The sequence below is a fragment of the Mycobacterium sp. E3247 genome, from assembly GCF_001667785.1.
In the GTDB taxonomy this organism is placed as follows: domain Bacteria; phylum Actinomycetota; class Actinomycetes; order Mycobacteriales; family Mycobacteriaceae; genus Mycobacterium.
Genome location: NZ_LZJG01000152.1, coordinates 1 through 5638 on the forward strand (window position 1 = coordinate 1; position 5638 = coordinate 5638).

General features: G+C 66.6%; 6 protein-coding genes. 3 read left to right on the top strand and 3 right to left on the bottom strand.

Going from position 1 to position 5638, the window contains the following annotated elements:
- The coding region (gene ctaD / locus A9X04_RS07855) for a cytochrome c oxidase subunit I (protein WP_067919089.1) at nucleotides 1-1649 on the bottom strand (1649 nt) is incomplete at its 3' end.
- Between the two features lie 176 nt (nucleotides 1650-1825).
- Between ctaD and A9X04_RS07860 the strand changes: the two genes are divergently transcribed.
- A complete protein-coding gene (locus tag A9X04_RS07860; protein WP_067919083.1) occupies nucleotides 1826-2929 on the top strand; it encodes an iron-siderophore ABC transporter substrate-binding protein in 1104 nt (367 codons plus the stop codon).
- Nucleotides 2930-3046: 117 nt separating this feature from the next.
- Entirely contained in the window at nucleotides 3047-4087 is a 1041-nt protein-coding gene (locus tag A9X04_RS07865; RefSeq protein WP_067919085.1) for an NAD(P)-dependent alcohol dehydrogenase, read from the top strand.
- On the opposite strand, the gene A9X04_RS07870 is transcribed toward A9X04_RS07865, so the two are convergent.
- Nucleotides 4082-4465 (bottom strand): DUF3349 domain-containing protein, encoded by a 384-nt coding sequence (locus A9X04_RS07870; RefSeq protein ID WP_067919086.1) that lies wholly within the window; start codon nucleotides 4463-4465, stop codon nucleotides 4082-4084. The two genes, A9X04_RS07865 and A9X04_RS07870, sit on opposite strands and share 6 nt — an antisense overlap.
- Before the next feature lie 198 nt (nucleotides 4466-4663).
- On the opposite strand from A9X04_RS07870, the gene A9X04_RS07875 reads away from it, so the two are divergent.
- The gene (locus tag A9X04_RS07875) at nucleotides 4664-5233 is read left to right on the top strand and encodes a restriction endonuclease (RefSeq protein ID WP_082973136.1); all 570 of its coding nucleotides are present in this window, start codon (nucleotides 4664-4666) and stop codon (nucleotides 5231-5233) included.
- A 70-nt stretch (nucleotides 5234-5303) separates the two neighbouring features.
- Here A9X04_RS07875 and A9X04_RS07880 read toward each other — a convergent pair.
- The coding region (locus A9X04_RS07880; protein ID WP_197509093.1) for a ribonucleotide-diphosphate reductase subunit beta at nucleotides 5304-5638 on the bottom strand (335 nt) is incomplete at its 5' end.

Genomic DNA, 5638 nt, shown 5'->3' on the forward strand with positions numbered 1-5638 from the left:
ATGTGCGGGTAGTGCAGCTCGAAAGCCGGGCGCTCCGAACGGATCCGGGGCAGCTCGGTGAAGTTGTGCCGCGGCGGCGGGCAACTGGTCGCCCACTCCAGCGAGTTGCCGTAGCCCCACGGGTCGTCGACGGTCACGACCTCGCCGTAGCGCCAGCTCTTGAAGACGTTCCAGACGAACGGGAACATCGACACACCCAGGATGAAGGCGCCGACCGTGGACACGATGTTGAGCCCCTGGAAGCCGTCGCTGGCCAGGTAGTCGGCGTAGCGGCGCGGCATACCCATGTCACCCAGCCAGTGCTGCACCAGGAACGTGGTGTGGAAGCCGATGAAGGTCAGCCAGAAGTGCAGCTTGCCCAGCCGCTCGTCGAGCAACCGGCCGGTCATCTTCGGGAACCAGAAGTAGACGCCCGCGTAGGTGGCGAACACGATGGTGCCGAAGAGGACGTAGTGGAAGTGCGCCACCACGAAGTAGGTGTCGGTGACGTGGAAGTCCAGCGGCGGGCTGGCCAGCATGACCCCGGTCAGACCACCGAGCAGGAAGGTGACCAGGAAGCCCACGGAGAACAGCATCGGGGTCTCGAAGGTGAGTTGCCCCTTCCACATGGTGCCGATCCAGTTGAAGAACTTGATCCCCGTCGGCACCGCGATCAGATACGTCATGAACGAGAAGAACGGCAGCAGAACGGCTCCGGTGGCGAACATGTGGTGCGCCCACACCGCGACCGACAGCGCGGCGATCGACAGCGTCGCGTACACCAGGGTGGTGTAACCGAAGACCGGCTTGCGGGCGAACACCGGGATGATCTCGGTGACGATCCCGAAGAACGGCAGCGCGATGATGTACACCTCGGGGTGGCCGAAGAACCAGAACAGGTGCTGCCACAACAGGACCCCACCGTTGGCGGCGTCGTACACGTGGGCGCCCAGATGCCGGTCGGCGGCCAGCCCGAACAGCGCGGCGGTCAGGATCGGGAACGCGATCAGGATCAGGATCGACGTCACCATGATGTTCCAGGTGAAGATCGGCATCCGGAACATCGTCATGCCGGGCGCGCGCATGCACACCACCGTCGTGATCATGTTGACCGCACCGAGGATGGTGCCCAGACCCGCGACGATCAGGCCGGTGATCCACAGGTCTCCGCCGGCGCCGGGCGAGTGGACGGCGTCGGACAGCGGCGTGTAGGCCGTCCAGCCGAAGTCCGCGGCCCCACCCGGGACGATGAACCCGGCCGCGGCCGTCAGACCGCCGAAGAGGAAGAGCCAGAACGAGAAGGCGTTCAGCCGCGGGAAGGCCACGTCCGGCGCGCCGATCTGCAGCGGCAGCACCAGGTTGGCGAACCCGAACACGACCGGCGTCGCGTACAGCAACAGCATGATCGTGCCGTGCATGGTGAACAGCTGGTTGTACTGCTCGTTCGACAGGAACTGCAGCCCCGGCGCCGCGAGCTCGGTGCGCATCAACAGGGCCATCAGTCCGCCGATGAAGAAGAAGACGAAGCAGGTGACCGTGTACATGATGCCGATCATCTTGTGATCGGTGGTGGTGATCAGTTTGTAGACGAGGTTCCCTTTGGGACCGGTCCGGTCCGGGTACGGACGAACGGCCTCGAGTTCTCCCAAGGGGGGCGCTTCGGCTGTCAACAGCTTCTCCAAACATCCGGATAGGACAGGGGCCCAAAACAGAGCTGACACGAATACTAACCGTCGATCCTGCCGACGTCAGGGCTGGTCCTACAAACTGTCGTAATCGGCTCGGCACCGCGGCGTGTCGTTTCGGCGTGCCTGGCACGGGGCCGGCAGGTGTTAGCGTTCGACGCGTGCTTTCCGGCGTGACCCGACCCGCGTTCCTGCGCGCGGCCGCCGCGCTGGCGGCCGCGGTCGCCGTCACGTGCAGCGGCTGCGGATCCGGCAAGCCGGGCACCAAGGCGAGCCCCTCGCTGGTGACGCCGACCACCCAGATCGCGGGCGCCGGCGTGCTCGGGAACGACCGCCGCCCGGACGAGTCGTGTGCGCGCGACGCCGCGGCGGCCGATCCGGGACCGAACACGCGGCAGGCGCACAACGCGGCCGGCGTCACCCCGGACGTGGTGCAGGTGCCCGCCGAGCCGCAGCGGATCGTGGTGCTGTCCGGCGATCAGCTGGACGCGCTGTGCGCGCTCGGCCTGCAATCGCGGGTGGTCGCGGCGGCCTTGCCGGACGGGTCGTCCGGCCAGCCCGCATACCTGGGCAGCGCGGTGCACGGCGTACCGGGCGTCGGGAGCCGCAGCAACCCCGACCTGGCCGCGATCGCGGCGGCCCACCCGGACCTCATCCTGGGATCGCAGGGCTTGACGCCCAAGCTGTATCCGCAGCTGGCCGCGATCGCACCGACGGTGTTCACCGCGGCGCCCGGCGCCGCATGGGAGGACAACCTGCGGGGCGTGGGCGGCGCGGCGGCGCGCGGCGGCGCGATGGACGCGCTGCTCAACGGCTTTTCCCAGCGGGCCGGCGACGTCGGCGCCCGGCATGACGCGTCTCACTTCCAGGCGTCCATCGTGCAGTTCACCACCGACACCATCCGGGTCTACGGCACCAACAACTTCCCGGCCAGCGTGCTCGGCGCCGTCGGCGTCGACCGGCCGGCGTCGCAGCGGTTCACCGACAAGCCGTACATCGAGATCCGGGCGACCGACGACGACCTGGCCAAGAACCCGGACCTGTCCGCCGCCGACGCCGACGTCGTCTACGTGTCGTGTGCGTCACCGGCGGCCGCCCAGCGCGCCGCGACGGTGCTGGACAGCAACCCGTGGCGCAAGCTGTCCGCGAACCACGACAACCGCGTCTACATCGTCAACGACGAGGTGTGGCAGACCGGCGAGGGCCTGATCGCGGCCCGCGGGATCGTCGACGACCTGCGCCTGGTGAATGCCCCGATCAATTAGCAACTCGGCGGGCGGTCACCCGCCGTCCTAAGGTGATGACGAGTAGCCACCCGGTGGCCCGGGAACATTACCTTAGCTAAACTTTTGACGACGCGACCACATCGAAGAGGGATATACATGAGCACTGTTTCGGCCTATGCCGCCACGTCGGCAACCGAACCGTTGACCAAGACCACCATCGAGCGCCGTGAGCCCGGCCCGCACGACGTGGCGATCGACATCAAGTTCGCCGGGATCTGCCACTCCGACATCCACACCGTCAAGGCCGAGTGGGGCACGCCGAATTACCCGGTGGTGCCCGGCCATGAGATCGCCGGCGTGGTGAGCGAGGTCGGTTCCGCGGTCACCAAGTACAAGGTCGGCGACCACGTCGGCGTGGGCTGCATGGTGAACTCCTGCGGTCAGTGCAGCAGTTGCAAGGCCGGGCTCGAGCAGTACTGCAAGCCCGGTGCGACCTTCACCTACAACTCCATCGACAAAGACGGCACGTCGACCCAGGGCGGCTACAGCCAGGCGGTCGTCGTCGACGAGAACTTCGTCGTGCGCATCCCGGACTCGCTGCCGCTGGACAAGGCGGCGCCGCTGCTGTGCGCGGGCATCACGCTGTTCTCGCCGCTGCGGCACTGGAACGCCGGCGAGGGCACCCGGCTGGCGATCATCGGGCTGGGCGGTCTGGGGCACATGGGCGTCAAGCTGGGCGCGGCGATGGGCGCCGAGGTAACGGTGCTGTCGCAGTCGCTGAAGAAGATGGAGGACGGGCTGCGCCTGGGCGCGAGCCACTACTACGCCACTTCCGACCCCGACACCTTCAAGAAGCTGCGTGGCAGCTTCGACCTGATCCTGAACACGGTCTCGGCGAACCTGAAACTGAACGACTACCTCAACCTGCTCGACGTCGACGGCACCCTGGTCGAATTGGGCATCCCCGAGCACCCCATGGAGGTCGGGGCCTTCCCGCTGGCGCTGGCGCGGCGCAGCCTCTCCGGGTCCAACATCGGCGGGATCGCCGAAACCCAGGAAATGCTGGACTTCTGCGCCGAGCATGACGTGACGCCCGAAATCGAGCTGATCGAGCCGGATTACATCAACGAGGCCTACGAGCGGGTCCTGGCGAGCGACGTCCGCTACCGCTTCGTCATCGACATCTCGAAGCTATGAGGCGACCTCTGACGGTTCTTCGGGTGCGCAGTGACGGGCAACCCGTTCGGCCGCCTCGGCGTGCTCGTCGTCGGGTACCACCTCGCTGACGTCGATGCCGGCCAACGGCCAGCCGGCCGCGGCCAGCGTGGTGGCCACCCGGATGATGTTTTCCTTGCCGGCATCGAATTGCGTCATGTCGGAGATGAATTCGGCGATCTCGTCGCGATCGATCGGGTGATCGATCGTCTCCGGAGACCCTTCCTTCGCGGTGATGTGGCGCACCACCTCGCGGATCTGGTCTTCGGTCAGCGGTGTGCTGCGCAGCAAGGCCATCAACGGCACGCGGTCCGGGCCGGGAACGCCGTTCGGGTAGCCGACCTGCAGCCACTGAATCACTGAGCGGCAGAAATGGTGGCGGTGATCCTTCTCAGGGGAGGCGGGTTTCGTCACCAGAACAGTGTCGGGCAGCCGCATCACGCGCGCTAGCGAGGCGTCGCTGGAACCCCACAATTCACATGCCGTTCATTGCCTGAACATGTGCGGCGCTTGCGCTTAATGGCCCGATTTGTCGTCGGCGATCCCTACCATCGAGGCGTGCTCAAGGCGCTGGTGGTCATCCCGCTGGCCTGCGGGCTGTTGGTCGGCATCGTCGAGCACAGCGCGGGGATGGCGTCCGTGGCGTTCTACCTGATGGTGCTGCTCGAGGTGCTCGTCGGCTGGGCGACCAACCGCCGATGGCCGCGCGCGGGCCACGCCACGTTGGCCACCGTTGACGCCATGGACGGGGTCGCATTCGAGCGCTATGTCGCCGCGCGGCTGCGCCGCGCCGGTTGGCGGGTGACGTTCACCCCGCCGGTCGGGGACTACGGCGTGGACCTGATCGCCGAGAAGGACGGCCACTTGGTGGCGGTCCAGTGCAAGCGTTACGGCCAATCGGTGGGCGTGGCGGCCGTGCAGCAGGTGGTATCCGGCGCTCGCCACCACGGGTGCACCAGGAGCATCGTGGTGACCAATCGCGAATTCACAAGGGCAGCAAAGCAATTGGCGCACACCCACGGCTGTCAGTTGATCGGCCGGAAAGTCCTGCAAGGTTGGGTGCCACCGCCCGCGGGCAGCACCAAAGATCCTGCGGGAAGAAAACCGGCGCAGCCGGTGTATGAATAGACGATCGGGCCGGCCCCAGTCCCTCCCCCCCGACAGTGCGGCCGGCCCGATTCTCAATCCAGGTAGGGCTTCAGAAGTCCCAGTCCTCGTCCTCGGTGACGACGGCCTTGCCGATCACGTACGACGAGCCGGAGCCCGAGAAGAAGTCGTGGTTCTCGTCCGCGTTGGGTGACAGGGCCGACAGGATCGCCGGGTTGACGTCGGTCTCGTCGCGCGGGAACAACGCCTCGTAACCGAGGTTCATCAGCGCCTTGTTGGCGTTGTAGCGCAGGAACTTCTTGACGTCCTCGGTCAGCCCGACCTCGTCGTAGAGGTCCTGGGTGTACTCAACCTCGTTGTCGTAGAGCTCGAACAGCAGCTCATAGGTGTAGTCCTTGAGCTCGGCGCGCTTGGCCTCGTCGACCA